Below are 24,399 nucleotides of genomic sequence, written 5' to 3'. Positions count from 1 at the left end.
ATTATTCGATCATTCTCGAAGCATGACGGCGAGCTGAGAGGGTATAGGTCGCATGGGGCTGCAATCGAGGCGCAGCATGCGAGCCAATACCATCAAATATGAAACCTTCGACGGCAGGGCCGGCACGCCGCGCGCCGGCTCGCGCCTTGCAACCACTCTCACGCTCGCGGCGATGAGCCTCGGCTATGGCGTTGTGCAGCTCGACGTCACCATCGTCAACACCGCGCTCGATGCGATGGGCAAGACGCTCGGCGGCGGCGTTGCCGAGCTACAATGGGTGGTCAGCGCCTACACCATCGCCTTTGCCGCCTTCATCCTCACGGCCGGTGCGCTCGGCGACCGGATCGGCGCCAAGCGCGTCTTCATGGCGGGCTTCGCCATCTTCACCGCAGCTTCGCTCGCCTGCGCGCTGTCGCCCAATGCGGTCGTGCTGATCGGCGCGCGGCTGGTCCAGGGACTGGCCGCGGCGATTCTGGTGCCGAACTCGCTCGCGCTGCTCAATCATGCCTACCCGGACGACCGCGCGCGCGGCCGCGCTGTCGCGGTCTGGGCGGCCGGCGCGAGCCTTGCGCTCACTGCCGGCCCCTTCGTCGGCGGCGCGCTGATCACGCTGGTCGGCTGGCGCGCGATCTTCCTGGTCAATCTGCCGATCGGGCTCGCCGGCCTGTGGCTGACCTGGCGCTACGCCAGCGAGACCACGCGGGCGCGCTTGCGCGAGATCGATCTGCCCGGCCAGCTTGCCGCGATCGGCGCGCTGGGGGCGCTGGCCGGCGCGATCATCGAAGGCGGCGCGCTCGGCTGGGACCATCCCTTCGTGATCGCAGCCTTTGCCGGCGCCGGCGTTCTTGGCGCGCTCTTTGTCTGGCGCGAGCGGCGCGCGGCGCAACCGATGCTGCCGTTGTCGTTGTTCGGCCACCGGCTGTTCGCATTGACCTCGCTGGTCGGCCTGCTCGTCAACATCGCGATCTACGGCCTGATCTTCGTGCTCAGCCTGTACTTCCAGCGGATCAACGGACTGTCGGCGTGGTGGACCGGGCTCGCTTTCGTGCCGATGATGGGGGCAGTGTTGCCGGTCAATCTGCTGGCGCCGCGCCTGGCCGAGCGCATCGGCCCGTGCCCGACCATCGTGGCCGGTGCCTGCATCTCGGCGTTCGGCTGTCTCGGCCTGCTGTGGATCGCGCCAGACACGCGCTATTGGATGATCTGCGCGCAGCTGATCGCGATCAGCTGCGGATTGGGACTGCTGGTTCCGCCGCTGACCTCGACCCTGCTGGGCAGCGTCGACAAGGCGCGCTCCGGCATCGCAGCCGGCGTCCTGAACGCCACGCGGCAGACCGGCAGCGTGCTCGGCGTGGCGCTGTTCGGCTCGCTCGTGGCCGCGGAAGGGACGTTCATGACCGGGTTCCATCTGTCGCTGATCGTGTCCGCGTCGGTCCTGCTGCTCGCGGCAATCGTGATCGGTCTCGGCGCGTCGTCGCGGGGATGAACAATCTGAGGGAATGAGCACATCTTCCGTTCACCATTGCAGCAACAGTCGCGTAGCCGGTTACCACCTGTCCATATTGATCGGGTCAAGTGCGGGTCCATCAGAGGCCCGCAATGCATCAAGTTCTCTACTGTCTCACCGAAGAGCACGATTTACGGCTCGTCGCGCTTGGCGGCGCGGTCTGTCTGCTCGCCAGCGCGGCGGCGATCAGCCTGTTCCACCGGGCGCGCGCGACGCGCGGCCTCGGGCGTCTGGTCTGGCTCGGCCTCGATGCCGCCGTCAGCGGATGCGGCATCTGGGCGACGCATTTCATCGCGATGCTCGCCTACGGACCGGGAGGCGCGGGCGCCTACAACATCCCGGTGACCATCCTGTCGCTGGTCTTCGCGATCTCCGTGACCTTCGTGGGGCTGAGCATTGCCGTCTCGTCCTCGCGCACGGTGTGGATCGTCCTCGGCGGCGCCATCGTCGGCGCCGGTGTCGCGGCGATGCACTACACCGGCATGGCGGCGCTGGAGATACCGGCGCGGGTGGACTGGATCGGAAGCACGGTCGCCATCTCGGTGCTGTCGGGAATTCTCTTCGCTGCGCTCGCACTGTTCGTGGCCGCGCGACGCGACGACCTCTTCCATGCGCTGTCGGCGACTGCCCTGCTGACGGTCGCCATCGTCGCGCATCATTTCACCGCCATGGGCGCGGTGCTGCTGACGCCGGATCCGACGCTGGCGATCGGCGGCCTGTCGATCCCGCCGGCCTCGCTGTCCTTCCTCACCGCCAGCGCTGCGGTCGCGATCATCGCGATCGCGCTCGTGGCCGCGTTGCTCGACCGCCGCGCCAGGAGCGAGCTCGGCGCCCAGCAAATGGTGCTGGACTCGGCGCTCGAGAACATGTCGCAGGGGCTCTGCATGTTCGACGCGGACGGCAAGGTCATTCTTTTCAACGAGCGCTACGCGGCGATGCTCCGCCGCACCGACGTCGCGCTGACCGGCCGTCTGTTGGTCGACGTGCTCAGGGACGAGCAGGCCAGGGGCCAGTGGCAGGGCGACGCGGACGAGTTCTTCGCCCGCCTCGTCGCCGATGCGCGCGAGGGGCGCACCACGACCGACATCGTCAGCCGGTTCGGGCGCTCGATCCGGGTGGTCAACCAGCCGATGCAGGGCGGCGGCTGGGTCGCGACCTTCGAGGACATCACCGAATGGCTGGAGGCGCAGGCCAAGATCTCGCACATGGCGCGCCATGACGCGCTGACCGGTCTGCCGAACCGCGTGCTGTTCCACGAGCAGCTCGAGCAGGGGCTGCGCCGGACCGGCTCGGGCGATCAGCTCGCAGTGCTCTGTCTCGATCTCGATCACTTCAAGGATATCAACGACTCGCTCGGCCATCCCATCGGCGACGCCTTGTTGAAGGAGGTCGGCCGCAGGCTCAAGGAGACGGTCGGCGACGGCGACACCGTGGCCCGGCTTGGCGGCGACGAGTTTGCCGTGGTCCAGATCGGCCGGTCCGAGGAGACCGCTGCGCGATCCCTTGCCGGCCGTCTGGTCGAGGTCACCTCGGCGCCTTACGAGATCGACGGTCATCAGATCCTGATCGGCGTCTCGATCGGCATCTCGCTGTCGCCGCAGGATGGCAGCCATCCGGACGAACTCCTGAAGAATGCCGACCTTGCGCTCTACCGCGCCAAGGCGGACGGCCGCGGCACCTATCGCTTCTTCGAAACCGGCATGGACGCCCGCGCGCAGGCGCGGCGCCTCCTGGAAATGGATCTGCGCGCAGCCCTGCAACGCAGCGAGTTCGAGGCGTATTACCAGCCGATCCGCGACGTCGTCAGCGGTCGCGTCGTCGCCTTCGAGGCGCTGCTGCGCTGGAATCATCCGCAGCGCGGCCTGATCTCCCCGGTCGACTTCATCCCGCTGGCCGAGGAGACCGGACTGATCGTCCAGCTCGGTGAATTCGTGCTGCGCGCCGCCTGTACCGACGCGGCCACATGGCCTGACGACGTCGACCTCGCCGTCAATCTGTCGCCGGTCCAGTTCAAGAATCCGAACCTGATCGCGTCGGTGACCGAGGCATTGGCCGCCTCGGGACTCGATGCGCGGCGCCTCGAGCTCGAGATCACCGAATCGGTGCTGCTGCAGAACAGCGAGGCGACGCTGGCGACGCTGCACGAGCTGCGCGGCATGGGGGTGCGGATCTCGCTCGACGATTTCGGCACCGGCTATTCCTCGCTGAGCTATCTGCGCAGCTTTCCGTTCGACAAGATCAAGATCGACCGCAGCTTCGTGTCGGAGCTGGCGACGCGCGACGATTCCATGGCGATCATCCGTGCCGTGACCGGCCTTGGCCGCAGCCTCGGGATCGTCACCACGGCGGAAGGCGTCGAGAACGACGCCCAGCTCGAGCTGCTCAGGCGCGAGGGCTGCGACCAGGCCCAGGGCTATCTGTTCAGCAAGCCGCGTCCCGCCTCCGACGTGACGATCATGCTGGGTCGCCCGCGCCTGCTGGCGTCGGCGTGAGGAGATTATTGTTTGACCATGATCTATCCGGAAAACCGCTTCACACTCTTCCGGATCATGCTCTATCCGCGGCGCAGCGCGAAATGGGCGCCGCAAAATGCCATCACCGCGCCGAGGCACAGCGCGGCGAGCCCGGCCAGCACGCCCGAGACGGTCGGTATCGGGCTCGGCGCGGAGGCCGCCTGGCCTGCGCCCGCGAGCAGCAGCACGCCGACCGCGATCAGGAACTGGCGCATCCGCTGCGGAATCTGGCCGTCGGCGGCGCTCTGCATCAACGTCGCGGTGAAATAGCCGCCGGAGAATCCGACCGTGGCGATCAGCCACCAGGCGACCGCCGCGCCTGCGGGGATGAACTCGTGGGTGTCGGAGCGCCAGAGCCCGCCGAGGTCGAGCCCGTAGCGCGCGCCCAGCATGTGCACCGCGAGTGCCAGCAGCACGCCGGAGATCATGGCGGCGCCGAGAATCAGGCGGCGCGGAAAAAAGGTCGTCTCAACCATGTCTCGCTTGTAGGATGGGCGAGGGCGATCGCGCAAGCGGATCGCCGAGGGGATTGATTGTGGCGACGCAAGCTTCGGACGCGCAAGGCGCCTCGGGTGCGAGCTACGCCTACAAGGCGTCGCTGATCGGCTCGGCGCATCGTTTCGACCTCACGGACGCGGGCCTGTCCTGGCACATCGCCGGCCGCTCGGGCCTGTGGCCCTATGGCGAGATCAGTGCGATCCGGCTGTCGTTCCGCCCGGTCTCAATGCAGCAGCACCGCTTTCGCGCCGATGTCACCCACGCCTCCGGCCGCCGCATCTCGATCCTGTCGACGAGCTGGCAGACCGCGGCGCTGATGGCGCCGCAGGACAACGGCTTTCGCGCCTTCATCGTCGAACTGCATGTGCGGATGGCCAAGGCCGGCAGCCGCGCGGTGCTCACCGCCGGCCTTGGCCGCATCGCCTATGCGGCGGCGTTGGCATTCCTCGCGGTGCTGACGGTTGCGATGGCGGGCCTGTTGATCCGCGCCCTCGCGATCGGCGAGTTCGCCGGCGTGCTGTTCATCCTCGGATTTGCCGCGCTGTTCGCCTGGCAGGTCGGCGGCTTCCTGCGGCGCAACCAGCCGCGCACCTACACATTCGCGCATCTGCCGGAATCGCTGCTGCCGTAGCTCTGCAACCAGCCGCAATCAAACGTGAGTTCGCGCGCCAGCGCAGCTGTCGCATCGTGCGGCCATGCCGCCCGAGCCTCCCACCACGCGCCTCCCTGCCGCGGACGAGATCGCCGAGATCAATCGCAGGCACCTGATCGAGACGCCGCTGGTGCCGGCCGATCTGTTGTTCGTGTTCGGCACCAGGGAGGACGAGATGTTGCGCGCCGAGACCGCGGCGCGCCTGTGGCGCGGGGGCTATTTCCGCTGGGCGATTGTCAGCGGCGGGGTGACGCCGGGCTCGGAGCAATCCGAGTGCGCGCTGATCAAGGCCGCGATGGTCGACGCGGGTATTCCGGCGGAACTTGTCCTCGAAGAGCACCGCGCCATGAACACCGGCGAGAACGTGATGTTCTCGCTGCCGATCATCGATGCCGCGCTCGGCCTTGCCAACATCCGCAGCGTGATCTGCCTCGGCAACACCTGGACTGCGCGGCGCTATCCGATGACGCTGCACCGGCATTGGCCGGAGGTTGCGAAGATGCTGCTCACCGTGGACAGCTTCGCGACGCCGCGCGCGCTGTGGCACACGGACGCCGAATTTCGCCGCCGCATGCTGCACGAATGGGACAAGATCGAGCCTTACAAGGCGAGGGGTTTCATCGCGGAATGGCCGGAGTGAGCCGCGCGAGCTACTCCGTCGAGTCGAAATCCTCTTCCTTGGTGCCGAGCAGCGACACGAGGGTGCGCAGGCCGGAATCGAGCTGCTCGAAGGTGGGCGGGGCGATCGCGAGGCGCACCGCGTTCGGGGCATGGCCGTGGGCGATCGCGAAGGTGGAGGACGGCGTCAATGCGATGCCGCGCCGGGCCGCCGCGGCGACGAAGGTCTGCGAGCGCCAGTGCGGCGGCAGCGTCAACCACAGATGATAGGCGCGGGTGTCGGCGGCGATCTCGTAGCCGGCGAGCAGCCGTGCCGCGGTCTGCTGGCGGCGCGCGGCGTCGATGCGCTTGAGCCGCGTCAGTTCGGCGACGGTGCCGTCGGCCATCAGCCGCTGGCCGGATGCGAGCGCGTGGCCGGAAGCGATCCAGCCGCCGGTGCGGACCGCGCTCATCACGCTTTCGCGCAAACGCGGCGGCGCGACCATGATGCCGAGCGCAAGGCCGGGCGCGACCTTCTTGGACAGGCTGTCGATCACGATGCAGCGGTCCGGCCCGAGCGCGGCCAATGGCGTGTCGTCGGCGAGGAAGCCGTAGACGGCGTCCTCGATGATGGTGAGGTCGAGCTTCTCGGCGACGCGCATGATGTCGGCGCGCCGCGTCGCGTTCATGGTGACGCCGAGCGGGTTCTGGATGATCGGCTGCAGATACAGCGCCGACAGATGTGCCTCGCGATGCGCCTTCTGGATCGCATCGGGCCGCGCACCGAACTCGTCCATCGGAATCGGGACCAGCGTGATGCCGAGCCGCGCCGCGATGCTCTTGACGTAAGGATAGGTCAGCGCCTCGACGCCGCAGCGGCCGCCGGTCGGGACCAGTGCTGCGAGCGCCGCCGCGAGCGATTGCTTGCCGTTGGCGGTGAACACGATCTGCTCGGCCTGCGGCGTGAAATCCTTGCGCGCGAGATAGGCGGCGGCGGCATTGCGCGCGCTTTTGGTGCCGGTGCTGGTCGAGACGCGCAGCGCGGATTCCAGCGCGTCGACGCGCTCGAGCCCCGCAAGGCTCTTGGCGATCATCGCCCATTGCTGCGGCAACAACGGGTAATTGACCTCGAAGTCGATGCGCGCATCGCGCGGCTCGCTCAACGCTTCGACCTCGCGCCGGATGTCGCCGGAGATGAAGGTGCCGCGTCCGACTTCGCCGACGACGAGGCCGCGACGAAGCAATTCCGTATAAACACGGCTCGCAGTCGAGACTGCAATGCCACGGTCGTAGGCAAAATTGCGCTGCGGCGGCAGCCGATCGCCGGGCCTTAACGTGCCGTTAGAGATATCCGAGGCAATGGCATCGGCAAGCTTCACGTACTCGAACTTGGACATTATTGCACCGAGAGCAATGTTTTACTTGCTCCGAGAAGTGTACTGGAGCATTTAAGTTCCATCAAGGTCCGCGATTGAGCCGAGGAAAGCGAGAGCAATCCGACGGCAAATGGGGTGCAAGCGCTGAGTGCGCCTGCGCCGACGGCAATTGCTTCGCCGCGCGGCCCATCAGGCCGGAGAAGAAAAGTGACCATCATTTCGCAAACTGCCGGGCAGAGTTTACGCCCGTCCTCCACGAGCGGCTTTCTTGCATCGCTCTTCAACCTCACCTGTGCGCTGTTCGATCGCATCGAGCGCCGGACCGCCGTCAAGACGCTGAACGAGCTCGACGACCGCGCCCTGCGTGACATCGGGATCACGCGCAGCCAGATCGAGGACGCCGTCTACGGGCAGTTCAAGGCCGAGCTGACGCGCTATCTGTAAGGCGCTTCTGCCGCGCTCGTTCCTTCCGTGTCCCGGACGCGCTGCAACGCTCTTGGCGTTGCTGCGCAGAGCCGCGACCTAGCAGGCCACGGGACTCGCTGAGGCATGGGCCCCGGCTCTGCAGCGCACCGCCGAAGTGGCGCTGCGCCGCGTCCGGGGCAAGAGACCTTTGTTCAACCAAACACATGATTGATCATCCTCGCGGCGCATCGCGCCCGAGTTTTGCTTGATCTCTTCGCCCTCTTGAATGGAGAGGGCGCAGGGAAGACCGGGCGCCGGCTGGCACCCGCGGTCCACTGTGCGAATCCTGCGTAACAAGAAGCTGCACAGCGGCATACAGGTGTAGCCAGGACATCCCGGCCTTCCCTGCGCAGTGGCTTTACGGCTTATGTCGTGCTCTCCCCGGGGAGCGTTGCACTCTTGCCCCCGTCGCCTTTCGGATGGCTGACGCGCGCGTCCGGTTGAACGACACGCATCACCGCAAGACTTGGCGCACAGACCCCGGGCGCCAGGACCACACGATTTTGCCGTACGCCGATCACACCGGTCGTGTGCGCGATGGCTTTGCTCACGGTGACCCGCCCTGCAAGACCCTTCGCGCCGATGTGACTGACGTCCACCGCCGCCCGGCCCGCGTTCGTGACGATCGCGATACGCCCCTCTTCGATGGGCCGGGATGCCGCAAGGGATACGCCATTCCCGAATTTCGGTAAAGCGGAATGTTTTCGGCGGCCGGCATTGACTGGCATCTTGGGTGTTTTGCCCGACGACAATGCAAGGTCTTGTAGCCCGGGGGCTCCCTTCGCTTTCCCGGGCTGCGGATTGCCGGCCCGCTGTAGGCCTCAGTGCCTGACGACCAGCACCGAGCACTTGGCGTAGCGCACGACGTGGCCGGCGTTGGAGCCGAGGAAATAGGTGCGCATCGCCGGGCGGTGCGAGGTCATCACGATCAGGTCGGCCTTCATGTGCGCGGCCTCCTCCAGGATCTCGTGATAGATGCCGCCCTGGCGCACCACGCTGGAGATGCGGCTTTGCTCGATGCCGGACTCGCGCGCGACGATGGCAAGCGCCTCTTCCGAGGTCTGGCGCTGCTGCTCGTCGAAATCGGCCGGCACGTATTCGGCCAGCATCACCGGCGTCATCGGCAGCACGTTGAGCAGCCGCACCTGGCCGTTCCAGGTCTGCGACAGCGTGGCCGCGGTCGCGATCGCCGGCTTGGCGAGATCGGTGTCGGCGAGGTCGATGGGCACGAGGATGGACTTGAACATCTGCGCCTCCAAATCTTCAGCCCCTTGATCGGACTGGATCAACCGGTCGAGACGGCGGTTCGCACGTCTCATCCCGATCGAAGCAGCTTATCGAAGCAGCTTGGGACTGACGAACAGCACCAGCTTGCCGCGGCGGTAGGCCACGTCACCCCAATCCTTGACGTCAAAGTCGAAGATCGCAAGCCCCGAAGTGGGCAGATTGTCGGCGAGCGCCTTGGCGCCTTCAGGATCGCCGCCGCCCATCAGCATGAGGGCGGCCTCGTGCATGCCGGGATTATGGGCAACCAGCAGCAGCTGCTTCGGATCGGCCGGGGCGGTTGCAGTGCGAATGGAATCCAGGATCTGTGCGGGATCGGCGCCGTAGAGTTCCGGCAGGATCTCGACCTGCGGCGCCGGGACGCGGTCCTTCATCGCCTGCCAGGCAGTGTCCCAGGTCTGCCGGGCGCGGACGGCGTGCGAGACCAGCACGGTATCGGGGAAGGGCGGATGGCCGGCAATCCAGTCGCCCATGCGGGCGGCGTCCTTGTGGCCGCGGTCGTCGAGGCGGCGATCCTGGTCACGGCCGCTCGGCGCGTCAGTCTCGGTCTTGGCGTGACGCAGCAACATCAAACGGCGCATGGCATTCTCGAATCGTTATACGGCTTGGATAATCTACAGGCGCGGGGAGAGGACAAGGTGACAAGCGCCCGCACGGGTTTTTTAAAGCGCAATCAGACCAGGGCAAATCCTCATCGCGCTCTAAATTTTGTTTTTGAGCATGATCCCGGCGCAAACCCGATTTCCGGGTGTGTCGCCGTAGAAAACCGCTGCACACTGTTCCGGATCATGCTCTAAGAAAACGACATGAGCGAGACTTTCACAGGCGCGTCCCAGGAAGAAGCCGGCTTTCGCGACCGCACGCGGCTGTCGTTCGACCTTGACGCCGACATCTGCGTCATCGGGGCGGGGCTGGCCGGGCTCACCATCGCGCTGGAGGCGGCCCGGCTCGGGGCCAGCGTCGCGGTGCTCGAGGGCCGTCATGTCGGCTGGAACGCCTCCGGCAACCAGCTCGGCACGGTGATGCCGGGATTCGCGCTGCCGCTCGCCGATCTGATCGAGCGCATCGGCTTCGAGGACGCACGCGAATTGTGGACGCTGTCGAAGGAGGGCGCCGAGTTCGTCCGGGCCAATGCCACCGACGAGAACATGCCGGGGATCGCCAGAACCGACGGCGTGCTGGAGGTCTCCAACGTCGATGCCGGCGATCGGCTGATCAGTCGGCTGCAGATGCTGAACGAGGATTTCGACACCGAGGTCGAGGGCTGGCAGGCCGATCGCGTCCGCGAGGTGCTCAGGACCGATCGCTATTTCCACGGCGTGTATTATCCCAAAGCGTTCCAGGTCGACGGCCGCAAATATGTGCATGGCCTCGCCGCGCTGGCGCGGCGCGCCGGCGCCCGCATCTTCGAGGACACGCCGGTCGTCAGCATCGATCATTCCGGCATCCGCAAGCGCATCGTCACGCCCTCGGCGCGGCTGCGCGCCACGCATATTGTCCTTGCGGGAAATATCCATCTCGGCGCGCCGTTGCGGCGCCTGTCGGAAACGCTGCTGCCGGTCTGGCGCTATGCCGGCATCACCGCGCCGCTCGGCGAGCGTGTGCACGAGATCATCGCCTTCAAGGGATCGGTGATGGATTCCGACGGTGTCGATCATTTCCGCATCGTCGAGGGCGACCGGCTGATGTGGGAGAGCCCGGAGACCACCTGGGCGGCACGTCCGCAACGTTTTGCTGGCGCCGTCAGGCGGCGGATCCGCACGATCTTTCCCGAGCTCGGCCATGTCGAGGTCACCGACATGTTCGGCGGCGCCACCGGACAGACCGTGCACGGCATGCCGCAGATCGGCCAGTTGCGCAAAGGCCTGTGGGTGGCGAGCGGGTTCGGCCGCCAGGGCATGAACACCTCCGCGATGGCCGGGCAGATGATCGCCCGCAGCATCCTGTGGGGCGACGAGCGCTGGAAGCTGTTCTCGCCGTTCGAGCTGGTCTGGGCGGGGGGCGCCACCGGACGGGTGGCGGGCCAACTGGTCGGGATCTGGGGCAGGGCGAGTTCCGCCGCCGCAGGCTCGCTCGCCCGCTACCGCGAGCGGGCCCGGATCAAGGATCGCCAGCGCGAGGCCCGGCTCGCCGAGGCCAACCGCGCCGCCGGCACCGGCCCGCGTCGCCCGCCGCCCGGCGTCCGGTCGCGGCCGGCCCCGCCGCCGAAACCCGCCGTTCACGAGGAGGAACGGACCACGGAACCGGCCTCGCAGGAGGCCGATGGCGCGCGATAGACTGAAGAAAAATTCCGCCTGGACGTGTAACGTCGGCCGTTAGAGCCCGTATCTCAGGGCGTGGAGCTCCCGCACGGAGAATGAGATGTTTGATCGCCGCATCCTGTTGACGACCGCCGCCGGCCTGTTCGGCCTTGGGGCCCTTCGCTGGCTGAGGGCAACGCCCGCCGAGGCCGGCGAGAAAGCCGCGGAGACGTTCGAGATCACGAAGACGGAGGCTGAATGGCGCGCCCAGCTCACGCCGCAGCAATATGAGATCCTGCGCAACCACGGCACCGAGCGGCCCGGCTCCAGCCCGCTGCTGAAGGAGCATCGCAAGGGCACCTTCGCCTGCGCCGGCTGCGACCTGCCGCTGTTTGCCTCCGACACCAAATTCGAGAGCGGCACGGGCTGGCCGAGCTTCTACCAGCCGATCGAGGGTAACGTCGGCAAGACCGAGGACCGGGCTTACGGCATGGTGCGCACCGAGGTGCATTGCCGGCGCTGCGGCGGCCATCTCGGCCACGTCTTCGACGACGGTCCGAAGCCGACCGGATTGCGCTACTGCATCGACGGGTTCGGGCTGGTGTTTCATCCGGCGGCAGCGTCGGCGACGTAGGTTTTACCCCTCGTCATTCCGGGGCGCCGGAAGGGCGAGCCCGGAATCTCGAGGTTCCGGATTCGATGCTTCGCATCGCCCCGGAACGACGATGTGTCCCGGCAATAGTTGCCGGTCCCGGCAATTGTGCCCCGGTCATCGGACCGGGGCTTTATCGTTAAGTCGTTGATTTTCTGAGGATACCCGCATTGGCATAGCCCTTGCGACAGTCTCACCCGACTGCGGCCATGGTCGACCGGCCGCCGAGATCGGATCTGGAGACAAAGTTATGGGTATCTTCGATGCAATGAACACCTCGGTGGGTGGCCTGCAGGCGCAGTCCTACGCGCTGCAGAACATTTCCGGCAACATCGCGAACTCATCCACCACCGGTTACAAGGGCATCGGCACCAGCTTCGTCGATCTCATTCCCGACTCCTCGGTTCCGAGCAAGCAGGTCGCGGGCGGCGTGACGGCCAACGCCAAGGCCACCATCACCACGCAAGGCACGATCTCGGGCTCGACCGTCGCCACCAACATGGCGATCACCGGCGACGGCTTCTTCTCGATCCAGAAGGCGACCGGCGTCGTCGACAACGTCCCGGTGTTCAGCGGCGTCACCTATTACACGAGGCGCGGCGACTTCCAGCTCAATGCCAACGGCAATTTGGTCAACGGCGCCGGCTACTACCTGATGGGCACCACGGTCGATCCCAAGACCGGCAACCCGACCGGTAACGTGTCGACGGTGCTCAAATTCCAGAACAACTTCATCCCGGCCCAGGCGACAACCTCGATCCAGTATGCCGCGAACCTGCCGAGCGTGCCGAACACGGCGGCGAGCTCGACCGCGGCGAGCGGCACGCTGCTCGCGGCCGGCGGCCTCAACCCGTCCGATTTTGCTGCCAACCCGCTGATCGTCGGCACGCCGCCGCCGCCCTATACGAATGCGACGGTCTCCGGTGCAGCGGCGACCGGCAATCTGCGCTCGGCCTATACGGCGACGACCGCGACCGGCACGGTGGCGCTGCTGGACAGCGCTTCGGCGGTGGCAACTGGCGCGACGTCACTCGATTCCGGCTCGGGCACGCATCTCAACACCAGTCTGCTCACCAACCTCGCCGGCAAGCAATTGACGGTCAACGGCCGGATCGTCAACTTCGACAACACCGTCTCGAACACTTCGACGGCCGCAGGCCCCCCAGTCGTCACCACGATTGGTCTGAAGTCGCCGACCACCTCGACGATGCAGGACGTCCTCAACGAAATCGCTGCAGGAGCGGGCGTTCCTGCCGCCAACGTGACGATCAACTCCAGCGGTAACATCCAGATCACATCCAGCACCACGGCCGACGTCACGATTGGCGGCACAGCGGCAGGCTTGCTCGGCGTCAGCAGCGTGACGCGCGGCGGCAACGTGCTGTCCACCCCTGCGATCACGAGTGGCACACAGCTCGGCGGCACCGCGCAGCCCGGCGGGGCGGAAGTCCTGTCGACGCCCTTCGTGGTCGGCAACACGATCCAAATCAACGGCACGGGACCTGCGAATACGATCACCTTCGTGGCCTCCGGCGCTACCCCTCCGAACCAGATCAACGTCACCGACTCCATCGCGACCCTGCTCACCCAGATCGACCAGCTCAGCGGCGCGAGCGGTTCGTCGATCAGCAACGGCGTGATCACGCTGAATACCGGTATCGCCAATCCGACCCTGACGGTGACGAGCAACAACAGCACCGCCTTCGCCGCGCTCGGCTTCACGTCGTCCATTTCCAAGAACCGCGGCGGCGGCGGCACGGCCGGCACCGGCGGCGTGATCGGCAACGACATCGCCACCTTCACCAAGGAATCGATCAGCGGCGGCGCGGTGACCGCCTACAACGCCGCGGGCACGCCGGTGAACCTGCAGCTGCGTTGGGCCAAGACCGACAGCGCTACGCTGGGCACGGGCCATTCCGACACCTGGAACCTGTTCTACCAGACCGATCCGAACGCGACCGGCACGACGGTCGGCTGGGTCAATACCGGGCAGGCCTTCACCTTCGCCGCCGACGGCTCGCTGACCTCGCCGAGCACCTCGGGCATCACCATCAACAATGTCAGCGTCAGCGGCCAGTCGCTCGGCTCGCTCGCTTTCAACATCTCCCAGGGCGGGCTGACGCAATATGCCAGCACCAGCGGCGCGGTGACCATCAACACCATCACGCAGAACGGCTACGCCGCCGGTCAGCTCCGCTCCGTCGCCGTCAACAACAGCGGCCTCGTGGTCGGCACCTTCTCCAATGGCCAGAACCTCAACCTTGCCCAGGTGACGCTGTCGCACTTCAACGGCACCAATTACCTCAAGGCGATGGACGGCGGCGCCTATGCCGCGACCGAGCAGTCGGGCCCTGCGATCGACGGCGCATCGGGAAGCATCAGCGGCTCGTCGCTGGAAGGCTCGAACACCGACATCGCCGACGAATTCACCAAGCTGATCGTGACCCAGCAGGCCTATTCGGCCAACACCAAGGTGATCACGACCGCGAATTCGATGGTGCAGGACCTCTTGAACGTGTTGCGCTGAACGGCGCGCAACGTAACCAAAGGCGGCCAGTAACATGGGTTTGAGTTCAGCCCTCGCCAGTGCGATGAGCGGTCTGCGTGCCAACCAGGCCGCGCTGTCGATCGTCTCCTCGAACGTCGCGAATGCGCAGACGCCGGGTTACACCGTCCAGACCCCGAACCAGATCGAGGTCACCACCGGCGATTTCGGCTCGACGGCGATGACGACCGGCGTCAGCCGGGAGCTCGACGCCTTCGTGCAGAACCAGCTGCGCACCGAGACCGGCGGCAGCGGTTACGCCGACCAGATGGCCAACATCCTGAAGCAGCTTCAGAATGTCTATGGCACGCCCGGCAACAGCGGCACGCTCGAAGACGCGCTGAACAAATTCACCACGTCACTGCAGGCGCTGTCGACCAGCTCCGGCGCGTCCTCGGCGCAAACCGTTGCCCTCGGTGCGGCGCAGGCGCTGGCCACGCAGCTCAACGTCACGACCAAGGGCATCCAGTCGCTGCGCTCCAATGTCGAGCAGGATCTCGGCACCTCGGCGCAGGCGGCCAACGCTGCGATGCAGCAGGTCGCCACCATCAACACCAAGCTGCAGGGACTGTCGGCCAACGACCCCTCGGCCGCAACACTGATGGACCAGCGCGACCAGGCCATCAATGCGCTGTCGAAATATGTCGACGTCCGCGTCACCACCGATGGTTCGAACCAGGCCAACATCTACACCACGACAGGCATCCAGCTGGTCGGTGCCGGGCTCGCCTCGCAATTCACCTTCGCTTCCGCCGGCGCACTCTCGGCGACGTCGCTCTACGACACCGATCCCGCCAAGTCCGGCGTCGGCGCGCTCAACATCGTGCTGCCGAACGGTTCGAAGGTGGACGTCGTCGCCAACAACGTGGTCTCGTCGGGACAGATCGCGGCCGACCTGAAGCTGCGCGACCAGACGCTGGTGCAGGCGCAGAACCAGATCGACCAGCTCGCCGCGACGATGTCGAGCGCGCTTTCCGACAAGACCGCGGCTGGCAGCACCGTCTCCGGTCCGCCGGCAGGCTTCGACGTCGACCTCGCCGGTGCTTTGCCGGGCAACACCGCCACCTTCACCTACACGGATGTCGCGACCAACACGCAGCGTCAGGTCACGCTCGTCAACGTGACCGATCCTGCGGCGCTGCCGCTGCAGAATGCAACCAACGCCAACCCGATGCGGATCGGCGTGAATTTCTCGGCCGGTGCGAGCACGATCGCCTCCGTGCTCAACACCGCGCTCTCGGGCTCGCACGTGTCCTTCTCGGCCGCGCCGTCTCCGGCGACCGCATCGACGCTGCGGATCACCGACGACAATAGCGGCCTCGCCAAGGTGAATTCGGCCACGACGAGCAAGACGATGTCGTCGCTGACCTCGGGCAATCCGCAACTGGCGGTGTTCACCGACGGCGGGCAGGCGCTCTACACCGGCGCGATCTCATCGTCCGGCTCGCAGCTGACCGGCTTTGCCGGTCGCATCAAGGTGAACTCGCAGCTGGCCGCCGACCCGACCAGGATGTCGGTGTACAACACCTCGCCGGTGACGCCCGCGGGTGACACCACGCGCTCGGACTATCTCTACTCGCAGCTCACCAGCGCGGTGTTCTCCTATTCACCGCAGAGCGGCCTCGGCTCGGCCAACCAGCCCTTCACCGGCAGCGTTTCGAACTATCTGCAGCAGTTCCTGAGCGTGCAGGCCAACGCCTCGACCCAGGCCACCCAGCTCCAGCAGGGGCAGAGCGTCGTGGTCTCGACGCTGCAGTCCAAGTTCGACTCGACCGCCAAGGTCAATCTGGACTCGGAGATGTCGAACCTGATCCAGCTGCAGAATGCCTACGCCGCCAACGCCCACGTCATGTCGGTGGTGCAGAGCATGATGAACACGTTGATCCAGGCTCAAGTGTAGAAGTAACGGGGCTGAAACATGTCGATCAGCAGTATCAATTACGCTTCGTCGGTTCTCGGCTCGCAGATCCGCAACATCAATCAGCAGCTCACCGATCTGTCGACGCAGCTTTCGACCGGCAAGCTGTCGCAGAACTATTCCGGGATGGGCACCAACGAAGGCTTTGCCATCGCCGGTCGCGCGCAGCTCTCCAATATCGCGGGCTATACCGACACGATCACCAACGTCAATGTCAGCATCAACCTCGCCAATACCGCGTTGCAGTCGCTGACCAAGATCCGCAGCACGGTGCAGACGGGCTCCGCCAACACGGCGCAGGATCTCAACGTCAACGGCCAGACCATCGCGCAGAACACCGCTGCCGCCCAGTTCGGCTCGATGGTCGGCGTGCTCAATACCCAGACGGGCAACCGCTATCTGTTCTCCGGCACCGCGGTCAACACACAGTCGGTCGCGGATGCCGGTGACATCATCAACGGCACGACCACCCAGGCCGGATTCAAGACCGTGATGGCCGAGCGACAGGCCGCCGACCTCGGCGCCAACGGCAAGGGCCGGCTGGTGCAGACGCAGCCGACGCCGAGCTCGATCCAGGTTTCGGAAGACGTCGCGGGCTCGCCGTTCGGGCTCAAGATCAAGGCGGTGTCCTCGACGCTGACGGGCGCGACCGTCACCGGCCCGAGCGGCTCGCCGGTGTCGTTCTCGGTCGATCTCAACGGCGTCAATCCGAACAATGGCGACAAGCTGAGCGTCCAGTTCACCCTGCCGGACGGCACGACCGAGCAGATCGATCTGACCGCGTCGACGGCGACGCCGACGCCGCTCGGCAGCTTTGCGATCGATGCGAGCACGCCCGTCAACCCGAACAACACTGCGGCGAACCTCAACACGGCGCTGAACACCGCCATCACGAAGCTCGCCAACACCTCGCTGGTGGCGGCATCCGCGGTCGTCGCCGGCGACAATTTCTTCAACACCGCCAGCTCTGCGATCGGCGCTGCCAAAAACAACCAGGCGACGCCGGCGGCACCGATCAGCGGCACCACCGCGCTGTCGGGCACGGCGCCCTCGGACTCGATCTCGCCCGGCTTCTCCGCCGGCGACACCATCACCGTCAACGGCACCACCATCAGCTTCGTTGCCTCGGGCGCGACCGGCAACCAGCTCAACGTCACCGACAGCATCCAGACCCTGCTGAGCAAGATCGACGCGATCACGGGAACGTCGAAGCCATCGACGGTCCATGGCGGCTCGATCACGATCAACACCGACGACGCGGCGAGCCTGAGCATTTCGGGCTCGACCCCGGGCGCCACGGCCGCGCTCGGCGCCCTCGGCTTCAGCTCCTCGCCCATCACCGCCGCGCAGCCGCCGCTGCGGGTCGGCTCCTCGCCCGCGAGCTCGGCGACGACACTGGTCAACGGCTCGGCCACCACGGTGAAATGGTACTTGGGTAATGACGGGCCCGGCTCGGCGCGCTCGACCGCGATGGCGCGGGTCGACGATTCCGTCAGCGTGCAATATGGCGCCCAGGCCAACGAGGACGCCATCCGCCGGCAGCTGCAGGCGATCGCGGTGTTCGGCACCTTCTCGACCTCGCCGACGGGGCAGTATTCGGGCGGGCAGGTCTCCGCGCTGAGCCTGCGGGTGACGCAGGCGCTGACCCAGCAGCCCGGCCAGCAGCGCATCGAGGACATCCAGACCGACATCGCGATGGCCCAGAACACGATGAAGGACGCCTCCACGCGCCAGACCCAGGCCAAGGCGCAGCTCCAGACCATCATCGACCAGGCGGAATCGGCTTCGCCCGACCAGGTCGCGAGCGAGATCCTGTCGCTCCAGAACGCGCTGCAGGCGTCCTATCAGGTGACCTCGAACCTGGCGCAGCTCTCGCTCGTCAAGTTCCTGTAAGGCCGCGTTAAGACGCCATTAACCATGCCTCTTTACCTCTTGGTGAGGATTGGAGCGGGGCGGAGCTGCCGATGTCGGACAAGATGCAATTGGTGGTGGCAACGCCATGCTTTGGCGGGCAGGTATCGAGCATCTATGCCGGCTCGATCTTCGCGCTGCAGCGCGCCGTGCACGGCATGTCCAATCTCGAGCTCAAGGTGCTGCTGCGGGACGGCGACGCGCTGATCACCCGCGCGCGGGCCAATCTGGTCGCGATGTTTCTGGACGATCCCAACGCGACGCATTTCCTGTTCATCGACGCCGACATAGGCTTCAAGCCGGAGCAGGTGTTCCGGCTGATCGAATGCGGTGCGGACGTCGTCGCCGGCTGCTATCCGATCAAGCGGGTCAACTGGGAGAAGGCCGCGCGGGCGATCCAGTCGGGCCGCACCGACGTGCCGTCCGCCTCGCTCGACTACGTGCTCGAGATCGAGGATCCCGACCGCATCGTCGTCGTCAACGGCTTCACCCGCGTGCGCTATGCCGGCACCGGCTTCCTGATGATCCGCCGCCACGTGCTGGAGGCGATGTGCCGCCATCCGGACTATGCGTCCCTGCAATTCTTCCGCGAACATTCGCACGACACGCTTGCGGCGAGCCAGAACCGGTTCGCGCTGTTCGAATGCATGATCGATCCGGCGACCGGCACCTATCTGTCCGAGGACTTCGCCTTCTGCAAGCGCTGGACCGCCATCGGCGGCGAGATCTGGGCCGACATCCAGAGCTCGCTCGATCACGTCGGGCCGTCGGTCTTCCACGGCGACATTGCCTCGCAATTTGCGCCGGCGCCCAAAGGGGCGGCGGCCGATGCGGCGTGAGCCTTCCGGGATGAGCGCCGGCGCATCCCGTCTGTCAGGAGAGGAGCGCGCCAGTGACGGCGGCTCGCGTTATCGCCTGCGCGATCTCTTCACGCCACTGGACACGCTGCTCGTTTCCGGCGGAGATCCGCGGTTGGCGATCGATCCGAGCGACCGCCTCAATGGCTATGGCTGCGCGGCCTCGCCGGAGCCGGAGATCTGGAATTTCGCCTCCTCGACCGCATCGACGATCTCGCAAGCGGCCTATGACCGTGCCGCGCTGGCGCGCGAAGAGCTGATGCACAAATGCCTGTTCGACGAGGTCGAGGTCGCCTTCGACGCACGCTGCGAGGATATGCGGCACGAGCTGCGCGGGCATCTCCAGCTGCCGCCCCACGTCGATGTCGTGTTCTCGCCCTCCGGCACGGATTCCCAGCTCCACGCCTTGTTCCTGGCGCGCGCGGTGCTCGGCGCGCCGCCGGTGACGATCGTGATCGGCGCCGACCAGACCGGGAGCGGGACGATCCATACCGCTCGCGGGCACCATTTCAGCTCCATCACGGCGAGCGGCTCTGCGGTCCGCAAGGACGGCGCGGTCGCGGGGCTCGCCGGCGCCAGCCTCGCCTTGCCGCTGCTCGAGATCGGGCCGGGCATTGCGATGCGCGCGGACGCCGATGCCGCGGTGCTGCATGCGGTCGAGGTCACGATCGCGCAAGGCGCGCCGGTGCTGCTTCAGATCATGGATTCCTCGAAGCTCGGCTGGCGCGCGCCGAGCGCAGCCTGTCTCGATGAGATCGCGCGGCGCTGGCCGCGCAAGGTCCAGATCGTCGTCGACGCCTGTCAGGCCCGGCTCGGCCGCCGCCGCCTGCGCTCGTATCTTGACCGCGGCTACATGGTGCTGATGACAGGCTCCAAATTTTTCGGCGGGCCTGCCTTCAGCGGTGCGCTGCTGGTGCCGAAGGGCCTGTCGCGATCGCTTGACCGGATCGAGGGGATCGCGCCTGGTATCCTCGACTATGCGGGTCGCTGCGATTGGCCGATGGCCTGGCCGGCGCTGCGCGCGCGCTTCGACCGGCGGCCGAACTTCGGTCAATGGCTGCGCTGGGAGGCGGCGCTCGCCGAGATCGGCGGCTATTACGCCGTGCCCGGGGCGTTCCGCGCCAAGGTGCTCACCGAACTCGCCGCCGGCATCGACAGCATGATCGCGTTGTCGCCGTCGCTTCGCTCCGTTCCGGCCGCGACCACGACCGCCGGGGCGGATGACGAGGAATTTGCACAAACCACGATCTTTCCGTTCATGCTGCTGCGCGACGGCAAGCCGGTTTCGACGGCCGAGACCTGCGCCGTTCACCGGGCGATGGCGCGTGACATGAACGAGGCGATCGCCGGCAGCGCGGCGGACCGGCAGGTGGCCGCGCAACGCTGCCTGATCGGCCAGCCGGTCCGTCTGGAGCGGCAGGACGGGGCACCGCAGGCCGTGCTGCGCCTTTGCGTCGGCGCGCGGCTCGTGACCGAGGCCTGGTCGCCGGATGCGGCGGAGGCGCGGCGCAACGTGCAGCACGTGCTCGACCGCATCGCTCATGTCCTGGTAAAGATCGAGCTGCTGCTCGACCGTGGCGCGGTCGCGGCCGTGCCTGTAAACTCCGCGTTCGAGGTGTGAGATGCAGCATCCGGTTTCCGCGCCGCTTGGCATGACCGCGGCGAACTGCGCCGATCGCATCGGCTTTGCGCAGCTGACGCGCCAGGCCTTCGAAGGTGTCGACCTGCATCCATTGCGCGACCAGCTGCTGGCGCGGATCGCGGCGGGGACGGCACTCGCGGGCGAAGGGCTGGATCTGTCGTTGATCACCCAGCTTCTGGGCGACAAGGATCAGGGCCTCGCGATCCAGTCGGAGGTGCTCACCTTCCATCAATTGTTTCGCACGCCGAGCACAGCTCCCAAGCCTGGCTTGCGCCTGCTCGCGCTTGCAGCCGACATCGACATGGGCGGCAACACGCCGATCGATTTTCTGCTCGAAGGCTCCGACGTCGAGCTGTTGACACTTTACGTGGTCAGCGGCGTCGGTCTGCCGGAGAGTTTGCCGGAGCATGACGTCGCCATCGTGGTGGCCTCCGATTCCGAGGAGTGCCGCGAGGCGCTGAACCTGATCGAGAAGACTGCGCCGCGCTGGCCGCGGCCGTTGCTCAATCGTCCTGACCGCATCGGCAATCTCGATCGCGACAAGCTGCATCGGCTGCTCGCGGGCGTGCCGGGGCTCGACATTCCCGCCACTATCCACGCGACGCGGGCGCAATTGTCCGATCTCTCCAAAGGACGGATCGCCTGCAAGGACATCGCGGATGAGTTGCGCTTTCCGATGATCGCGCGGCCGCGCGGCTCGCATGCCGGCGTCGGACTCGCCAAGCTCGACGACGAGGCAGCGCTCGCAGCCTATCTCGCGGAGCGTGGCGAGCAGGATTTCTTCGTCGCGCGCTTCGTCGACTATGTGAATCCCGATGGGCTCTACCGCAAGTACCGTCTCGCGATGGTCGACGGCAAACCTTACGCCTGCCATATGGCGATCGCCGACCGCTGGGACATCTGGTATCTCAACGCCTATATGGCGTTCAGCGAGGAGAAGCGGGCCGAGGAAGCCGCCTTCATGCTCGACTTCGATCGCGCCTTTGCAGAGCGCCACAGAAGCGCGCTCGAGGAGATGAGCAGGCGCGTCGGCCTCGACTATTTCATCGTCGACTGCGCCGAGAACCAGGACGGTGAGCTCCTGGTGTTCGAGGCCGACAACACCGCCGTCGTGCACAACATGGATTCGCCGGTCGTGTTTCCCTACAAGCCGCCGCAGATGCGCAAGATCTTTGCGGCGTTCGCGGCGATGCTGTCGCGGCATGCAGGCGCGGGCGAGGGGAGTGCAGCATGAACGAGATCATCCGCAACGCGCACGCCTCCGTCGCGCACACCTCGCTCGATCCGCAGGATTGGAGCGCATTCCGCGCGCTCGCCCATCGCATGCTGGACGAGGCGATCGACGGCATCGCCGATGTTCGGGCTCGCCCGGTCTGGCAGCCGATTCCCGACGACGTCCGTGCGGCATTCAGGACCGACGTTCCGCGCGCGGCGAGCGAGCTTGCCGAGGTCTATCGCGAATTCGCCGAGCACGTCGCACCGTATGCGACCGGCAACGTCCATCCCGGCTTCATGGGCTGGGTGCACGGCGGCGGCACCGCGGTCGGCATGCTCGCGGAAATGCTCGCGGCCGGCCTCAACGCCAATCTCGGCGGACGAGATCACATGCCGATCGAGGTCGAGCGCCAGATCGTCGACTGGATGCGGCGTCTGTTCGCGTTCCCGGACAGCGCGAGCGGCATCTTCGTCACGGGCACGTCGATGGCCAATCTGATGGCGGTGCTGGTGGCGCGCACGGCTGCGCTCGGCACACTGGCGCGGCAGTACGGCATCGGCAATGACGGCGCGCTGCTGACGGCCTACACGTCGCAGGCCGCGCATGGCTGCGTCTCCAGGGCGATGGACATCGCAGGGCTCGGCACCGATGCGCTGCGCAAGATCGCCGTCGATGCCGACCATCGCATCGACGTTGCCGCGCTGCGCGCGCAGATCGCTGTCGATCGCGAGGTCGGCTTCAAGCCGTTCCTCGTGGTCGCCTCTGCCGGCACGGTCGACATCGGTGCGATCGACGATCTCAAGGCCATCGCGGAGCTGTGCCGCGAGGAAGGCATCTGGTTTCACGTCGACGGTGCCTTCGGTGCGCTCGCGATCTTCTCGCCCGAGCTCGCGCCGCTGCTCGGCGGCATCGAGCTCGCCGATTCCATCGCGCTCGATTTCCACAAATGGGGACAGGTACCCTACGATGCCGGTTTCCTGCTGGTGCGCGACGGCGAGCAGCATCGGCAGGCTTTTGCGCAGCCCGCGGCTTATCTCAGCCGCGAGGCGAGGGGGCTTGCGGCGGGCACGGTATGGCCTTGCGATCTCGGCCCCGATCTGTCGCGCGGCTTCCGCGCGCTGAAGACGTGGTTCACGCTGAAGACGTTCGGCACCGACCGGCTGGGGGCGACGATCGCGCGAAGCTGCGCGCTGGCGAAATATCTGGAGACGCGCGTGCTGGCCGAGCCGCGGCTGGAATTGCTGGCGCCGGTCAATCTCAACATCGTCTGCTTCCGCTACCGGGCCGATGACGCGGTCAACCGCGAGATCGTCGCCGACATCCAGGAGTCCGGAATAGCGGCGCCGTCGAGCACGACGTTGAGCGGCAAGTTCGCGATCCGCGCCGCGATCGTCAACCACCGCACCGAGGAGGCGGACATCGATGCCCTGGTCGCGGCGGTGCTGGACTTCGGCGGACGGCGCTGCGGCGACGGTGTAATCGAGGTCGAGGCGCCGCCGCTCGCGGCGCAATAGCACCGGTGCATGCCCGAGACGACAACGGCCCCGGAGACGATCCGGGGCCGTTGTCATTTGCGGCTGGGTCGTTCGCGTGACTTCAGCACGCGAACCTCTATCAGGCGGCGGAGCTCACGTCGTCCTTGTCCGCTTCCGCCTTGGGATGGGTGGCCTCGAACTGGCTCCGCAGCTTCTCTTCATAGGCGATCAGCTTGCGGGCATCCTTCAGCGCCCGGTACAAATCGCCGTTCAGGATGTTGTTGTTGATGGCCTCGATGATCGGCCAGGCGCTCGGCACCGCGGTGACGATGTCGCGCACCAGGTTGAAGTAGGTGCCGTGCTGGGTCTGCGGATCCGGCGAGATGTACATCAGCTGGACCGCCAGGTAGACGAGCTTGGCGGGCGTGTCGGCGGTCTCCGGCGTGAGGATGTCGCGTTCGCGCAGGATCGGAACATTGTCGCCGTCGATCAGGAGGCGGGCGCGCTGGTCCGTGTTGGTAATCACGCAGTTGCCGACGATGATACGTTCGTGCGGTCTGAGCTCGACCTTGAGGGCCATTGCCTGTTCTCCATCAACGCTTTCGTAACCGAGCGTTCGTTGCGGCCTATCAGGACGTGATTCTCGCTCGTAACTAGTTAACGAGTTGTAAATTCGCGCCGTTTGCGCTGAAAAGCCCAGCTATTTCAAGGGTTCGTTTGTGCGGCGGCGCAGCGATACGCGCGGTTTCCGGGACCGAATCACGCGTGACGCGGCAAAAGCCCGGGTTTCATTTCATGTTTCGTTAGAGGTCTCGGCGCGAGGGTCCGCCGGTCGCTGGGTCCATCTCGATCCAAGCAGACGTGTAACAGTAGCGTCGTTTACCAGAAAGGTAACAGAGTTATGTCAGGCATCGTCCTCTCCGCATCGGTTCGTCAGAACCTGCTCTCCCTCCAGTCCACCGCTGATCTTCTCGCCACCACGCAGAACCGTCTGTCGACCGGCAAGAGCGTCAACTCGGCCCTGGACAATCCCACCAACTTCTTCACCGCA

General features: G+C 66.2%; 20 protein-coding genes. 14 read left to right on the top strand and 6 right to left on the bottom strand.

Annotated features, from left to right (window positions below; genetic code table 11):
* Positions 1 to 76: 76 nt before the first annotated feature.
* The gene (locus CO669_RS29420; RefSeq protein ID WP_097664763.1) at positions 77 to 1,486 is read left to right on the top strand and encodes an MFS transporter; all 1,410 of its coding nucleotides are present in this window, start codon (positions 77 to 79) and stop codon (positions 1,484 to 1,486) included.
* A gap of 113 nt (positions 1,487 to 1,599) precedes the next feature.
* Positions 1,600 to 3,999, top strand: a complete 2,400-nt coding sequence (locus CO669_RS29415) for a bifunctional diguanylate cyclase/phosphodiesterase (protein ID WP_097663611.1) — start codon at positions 1,600 to 1,602, stop codon at positions 3,997 to 3,999.
* Between the two features lie 62 nt (positions 4,000 to 4,061).
* Here CO669_RS29415 and CO669_RS29410 read toward each other — a convergent pair whose 3' ends face one another.
* Positions 4,062 to 4,496: a hypothetical protein gene (locus CO669_RS29410; protein ID WP_097663596.1), complete on the bottom strand. Its 435-nt coding sequence runs from the start codon at positions 4,494 to 4,496 to the stop codon at positions 4,062 to 4,064.
* A 14-nt stretch (positions 4,497 to 4,510) separates the two neighbouring features.
* Between CO669_RS29410 and CO669_RS29405 the strand changes: the two genes are divergently transcribed.
* Together CO669_RS29405 and CO669_RS29400 are read left to right on the top strand one after the other, a co-directional pair.
* Positions 4,511 to 5,149, top strand: a complete 639-nt coding sequence (locus CO669_RS29405) for a hypothetical protein (RefSeq protein WP_097663537.1) — start codon at positions 4,511 to 4,513, stop codon at positions 5,147 to 5,149.
* Between the two features lie 64 nt (positions 5,150 to 5,213).
* Positions 5,214 to 5,810, top strand: coding sequence for a YdcF family protein (locus CO669_RS29400; protein WP_097663484.1), 597 nt, complete (start codon positions 5,214 to 5,216; stop codon positions 5,808 to 5,810).
* 10 nt (positions 5,811 to 5,820) lie between these two features.
* On the opposite strand, the gene CO669_RS29395 is transcribed toward CO669_RS29400, so the two are convergent.
* The gene (locus CO669_RS29395) at positions 5,821 to 7,164 is read right to left on the bottom strand and encodes an aminotransferase-like domain-containing protein (RefSeq protein ID WP_097663441.1); all 1,344 of its coding nucleotides are present in this window, start codon (positions 7,162 to 7,164) and stop codon (positions 5,821 to 5,823) included.
* 186 nt (positions 7,165 to 7,350) lie between these two features.
* On the opposite strand from CO669_RS29395, the gene CO669_RS29390 reads away from it, so the two are divergent.
* A complete protein-coding gene (locus CO669_RS29390) occupies positions 7,351 to 7,587 on the top strand; it encodes a DUF1127 domain-containing protein (RefSeq protein ID WP_097663440.1) in 237 nt (78 codons plus the stop codon).
* A 386-nt stretch (positions 7,588 to 7,973) separates the two neighbouring features.
* Here the strand turns inward: CO669_RS29390 and CO669_RS36455 are convergent, their stop codons facing one another.
* The 3 genes from CO669_RS36455 to CO669_RS29370 form a co-directional block, all read right to left on the bottom strand.
* Positions 7,974 to 8,336 (bottom strand): hypothetical protein, encoded by a 363-nt coding sequence (locus CO669_RS36455; RefSeq protein WP_245444563.1) that lies wholly within the window; start codon positions 8,334 to 8,336, stop codon positions 7,974 to 7,976.
* 93 nt (positions 8,337 to 8,429) lie between these two features.
* Positions 8,430 to 8,855, bottom strand: coding sequence for a universal stress protein (locus tag CO669_RS29375; protein ID WP_097663438.1), 426 nt, complete (start codon positions 8,853 to 8,855; stop codon positions 8,430 to 8,432).
* Positions 8,856 to 8,942: 87 nt separating this feature from the next.
* Positions 8,943 to 9,473, bottom strand: coding sequence for a SixA phosphatase family protein (locus CO669_RS29370; protein ID WP_097663437.1), 531 nt, complete (start codon positions 9,471 to 9,473; stop codon positions 8,943 to 8,945).
* Positions 9,474 to 9,698: 225 nt separating this feature from the next.
* Between CO669_RS29370 and CO669_RS29365 the strand changes: the two genes are divergently transcribed.
* From CO669_RS29365 to CO669_RS29325, 9 genes are all read left to right on the top strand, one after another.
* Positions 9,699 to 11,168, top strand: coding sequence for an NAD(P)/FAD-dependent oxidoreductase (locus CO669_RS29365; RefSeq protein WP_097663436.1), 1,470 nt, complete (start codon positions 9,699 to 9,701; stop codon positions 11,166 to 11,168).
* A gap of 85 nt (positions 11,169 to 11,253) precedes the next feature.
* On the top strand, positions 11,254 to 11,766 hold the full coding sequence (msrB, locus tag CO669_RS29360) for a peptide-methionine (R)-S-oxide reductase MsrB (RefSeq protein WP_097663435.1): 513 nt from the start codon (positions 11,254 to 11,256) through the stop codon (positions 11,764 to 11,766).
* A gap of 268 nt (positions 11,767 to 12,034) precedes the next feature.
* Positions 12,035 to 14,311, top strand: a complete 2,277-nt coding sequence (locus CO669_RS29355) for a flagellar hook-basal body complex protein (RefSeq protein WP_097663434.1) — start codon at positions 12,035 to 12,037, stop codon at positions 14,309 to 14,311.
* A 34-nt stretch (positions 14,312 to 14,345) separates the two neighbouring features.
* Positions 14,346 to 16,229, top strand: a complete 1,884-nt coding sequence (flgK, locus tag CO669_RS29350) for a flagellar hook-associated protein FlgK (RefSeq protein ID WP_097663433.1) — start codon at positions 14,346 to 14,348, stop codon at positions 16,227 to 16,229.
* An 18-nt stretch (positions 16,230 to 16,247) separates the two neighbouring features.
* Positions 16,248 to 18,140, top strand: coding sequence for a flagellar protein (locus tag CO669_RS29345; protein ID WP_097663432.1), 1,893 nt, complete (start codon positions 16,248 to 16,250; stop codon positions 18,138 to 18,140).
* A gap of 71 nt (positions 18,141 to 18,211) precedes the next feature.
* Positions 18,212 to 18,997 (top strand): hypothetical protein, encoded by a 786-nt coding sequence (locus tag CO669_RS29340; RefSeq protein WP_097663431.1) that lies wholly within the window; start codon positions 18,212 to 18,214, stop codon positions 18,995 to 18,997.
* Positions 18,987 to 20,636, top strand: coding sequence for a hypothetical protein (locus CO669_RS29335; RefSeq protein WP_198964321.1), 1,650 nt, complete (start codon positions 18,987 to 18,989; stop codon positions 20,634 to 20,636). The genes CO669_RS29340 and CO669_RS29335 overlap by 11 nt, the downstream gene beginning before the upstream one ends.
* A 1-nt stretch (position 20,637) precedes the next feature.
* Positions 20,638 to 21,891 carry an ATP-grasp domain-containing protein gene (locus tag CO669_RS29330; protein ID WP_097663429.1) on the top strand — a complete coding sequence of 418 codons (1,254 nt, stop codon included), beginning with the start codon at positions 20,638 to 20,640 and terminating at the stop codon, positions 21,889 to 21,891.
* Positions 21,888 to 23,387 (top strand): pyridoxal phosphate-dependent decarboxylase family protein, encoded by a 1,500-nt coding sequence (locus CO669_RS29325; RefSeq protein ID WP_097663428.1) that lies wholly within the window; start codon positions 21,888 to 21,890, stop codon positions 23,385 to 23,387. Before CO669_RS29330 ends, CO669_RS29325 begins: the two co-directional genes overlap by 4 nt.
* 100 nt (positions 23,388 to 23,487) lie before the next feature.
* Here CO669_RS29325 and flbT read toward each other — a convergent pair whose 3' ends face one another.
* A complete protein-coding gene (gene flbT, locus CO669_RS29320; RefSeq protein ID WP_097663427.1) occupies positions 23,488 to 23,928 on the bottom strand; it encodes a flagellar biosynthesis repressor FlbT in 441 nt (146 codons plus the stop codon).
* Between the last annotated feature and the right edge of the window lie 471 nt (positions 23,929 to 24,399).

This window comes from Bradyrhizobium sp. Y36 (assembly GCF_002531575.1).
In the GTDB taxonomy this organism is placed as follows: Bacteria; Pseudomonadota; Alphaproteobacteria; order Rhizobiales; family Xanthobacteraceae; genus Bradyrhizobium.
Note: the sequence above shows the minus strand (reverse complement) of the source record. Positions and strands in the feature narration are given on the sequence as shown.